This is a genomic window from Rhizobium sp. P1_E6 (assembly GCF_056405875.1).
In genome coordinates this window covers 1-3,144 of record NZ_JBFUBG010000205.1, presented here as the reverse complement: position 1 = coordinate 3,144, position 3,144 = coordinate 1, and the positions used below count along the sequence as shown (strand labels likewise).

At 58.6% G+C, this 3,144-nt stretch carries 3 protein-coding genes; all 3 read left to right on the top strand.

Going from position 1 to position 3,144, the window contains the following annotated elements; genetic code table 11:
* Positions 1-852, top strand: an 852-nt coding sequence (locus AC1D35_RS35280; protein WP_477942570.1) for a hemin-degrading factor, incomplete at its 5' end; no start/stop codon positions are given.
* Positions 853-1,442: 590 nt separating this feature from the next.
* A complete protein-coding gene (locus AC1D35_RS35275; protein WP_477942568.1) occupies positions 1,443-1,985 on the top strand; it encodes a helix-turn-helix transcriptional regulator in 543 nt (180 codons plus the stop codon).
* A 4-nt stretch (positions 1,986-1,989) separates the two neighbouring features.
* On the top strand, positions 1,990-3,144 hold a 1,155-nt coding region (locus AC1D35_RS35270; RefSeq protein ID WP_477942566.1), incomplete at its 3' end, for a HipA domain-containing protein.

Genomic DNA, 3,144 nt, shown 5'->3' with positions numbered 1-3,144 from the left:
GTGATGGCCCTCTCTCGTAACGAAAGCGCTGTGCACGAGAAGATCGGTGTCTTCGAGAACATCACCATTGGCGAACGTAACGCGATCGTTCTCGGTGAGAATATCGACCTGCGCGTTTTTCACTCGCATTGGGCACACGCCTTCGCCGTTTCGAAAGGCGATCCTGGTGCCGAACGCTACAGTCTCCAGTATTTCGACGCGAGCGGGACTGCGGTTCACAAGATCCATCTCCGAACCGCCTCGAATGTCCACGCCTATCAGCGCATCGTCGCCGAACTGATGTTGCCTGACCAATCACAGGAATTCGTGCCAACCCCCGTTGTCGCCGAATCCAACGACCATGGCGACGTCGCCAGGCAGGAGTTGCGCGACAGCTGGGCCAAGCTTACGGACACGCATGAATTCTTCGGAATGTTACGGCGCCTCAAGATCAGCCGCCAGACGGCCATTCGCACGGTGGGCGAGGACTACGCGTCGAAACTCGACAATGCTGCAACCATCGAAATGCTGCGTGCCTGCGCCGCCTCAGCCCTGCCGATCATGTGTTTCGTGGCAAACGACGGGATTATCCAGATCCATTCCGGCGCCGTATTCAACGTCGAGGCGACCGGGTCCTGGATCAACATTTTCGATCCGACCTTCCATCTGCACCTGCGCCAGGACCATATCTGCGAGACCTGGGTCGTTCGCAAACCGACCAAGGAAGGTCACGTCACGTCGGTGGAGGTCTATGATGCGAATGGAAACATGGTCATCCAATTCTTCGGCAAGCGTAAGGAAGGGGTCGATGAACGCAATGAATGGCGTGAGATTTCCGGGCGCTTGCCGCGCCATAAAAGTGCCGCCGCTTGAGGCGCTCTGACCGCTGAATTCGAGGCGATGGGTCTGACATACAGCTGTTCCTGGCCTTCACGAGGAAGCCAGCAGCCTTCAACCGCGTGAGGCCGAGCCAATGACCGCTCGTCGCGTGCATTGTCTGCGTTTTTCGGCAACGCACTGGGTCGGGGTGGCGACAGTGCCCTGCCCTCTGAACGATAGTCAGAGCAAGGTTGAGCCTGGGGGTGAAGCTCCAGGCCATTCTCGCCAGCCGTGACCATGGATCTCTCACCGGTCGATGTTTCGTCCTTGGCCTGGTCCTGGACGAGCGAGAGGGCAGATTGCCGGCCTTCGTCGTTGCGCGTAGCAGGGCTTGGCGACACGCGTCCGGACTGATGTCGCCGGTAAGAGCGTCCGCGCACACCTTGGACGTGGGATCGCTCCTGCCTTTTGTTCTTCAAGATCATAGACTGCCTGCTCCCGATCGGGAGCACTTTCCGGGAAGTGGCCTCGCGAGGAGATTGGCGTTCCCGTTCGGGATCAACGTAATTCGGTTCCCGAACGGGATCAACTGCTCTTGCAATCTGATTTTGTAAGGGCTATGTTCCCGAGCGGGAGCACAATCTATGAACAAAGACGATAAAGATGACCCCGACCCGATCGGCGAGGACTTCGAAGCCTTGCAGCGCGCAGTCACGCAAGCCACTCAGTTGCCTGCAAACGTTCCCGGTCTGTCGGAGGCAATTCGCAACGCCACAAAGACGATCCAAGCGATCAATACTCCGGGCATGACGGACGCGATCCGTGCTATCAGTGACACTCGTCTGTCGGCATTGCCGAAACTGTCTGAAGCAGTCGCGGGAATTCTCAGCCTTCCGAAACTTGCCAGCACGAGCAAAACTCAACCCACCCCCGATAGGATCGACGATAGCAAATCGATCGGCGATTCCGCAAACCCCGTCCCGATCACTGCATCCGTCGATCTTGGCAGTCTCGTTCGCGAGGCCAGGGAACGCCGCAGCCTGTCCCAACAGACATTCGCCGACCTTGCCGGCGTCGGACGACGATTTGTCTCCGAACTCGAGAACGGAAAGGCGACACTCGAATTCGAAAAGGTCGTCAAGGTTGCACGCGCAGCTGGAATCTCTTTATTCGCCGTTCAGAGGTAGGACGATGATCGAAATGAAACTCGATGTTCGGTTGGACGGGTTTGCCGATCCGATCGCCAGCCTTTCGAAGGATGAGAACAGTGCCCTGTCCTTTGCCTATGCGGCCTCCTATCTCGACAATCGGGCCGCTTATCCGCTTTCGCTCTCGTTGCCCCTGACGGAAGGCGCTTACGAGGACGCCAGAACGCGCCCCTTCTTCGAAAATCTGTTGCAGGAACGCGACGGCACTCTGCGCCAATTGCTCGACCGCGAAGGGCTGAGCCGGGACGATGTCGCCGGCATTCTCTATCACCTCGGCAAAGACTGCAGCGGGGCGCTTTCGGTGCTGCCGGAAGGCTCTCCGCCGGTCAAGGTTCCCGGCGACTACGCCAGGGACTACGTCACAATTGAGCCTGCCAGGCTCAACGAGATCGTCCGCAGCCTTCACCGGCGCGAAAGGCTGCCCGATGGAACGGCGGACCCCTCCCCTCTTGCCGGTGTCCAGAGCAAAATTGCTCTCACCCTTTTGCCCGATGGGAATTTCGCCGAGCCGAGGCCGGAATCAGGCGCTCCGACGACGCACATCCTCAAGGTTCCGGACCAGGCCCATCCTGAAGACCCGAAATTGGAAGCAGAGGCGCTGAGCCTCTCCCGTCTATTGCGCTTCGAAACGACAGATGCTGCCGTCGTCAATTTTGGGGGTATCGACGCACTGGTCATCACGCGATTTGACAGGGCCCTCTCCGACGAGGGCAAGATCATTCGTGTGCACCAGGAAGACTTCGCACAGGCCCTCGGTCTTCCTGCCTCTCTGAAATACGAGAGAAACGGGCGGCCGGGCCGACGTTTCGACGCTGCCGGTATTGCCAGAATATTGGACGCGACCGTCGATCCGGCATCGGAGAAACGCACCTTCATCGCCAATACGCTCTTCGATCTCATGATCGGCAATGTCGACGGACACGCCAAGAATTTCGGGCTGATTTATGAAGCCGGTGGACGGGTTCGAACCACGCCGCGCTACGATATCATGCCGACCCGCATTGATCCGTCCTTCACCGACGAACTTGCCTATTCCATCGGAAACGCCGCGACGCTCGGCGATATCTCGATCGGCGATTTCGGTCTCTTCCTCAATGCTTTGGGAGTAACGTCCGGTGCCGCGCAACGTCGTTTGCGC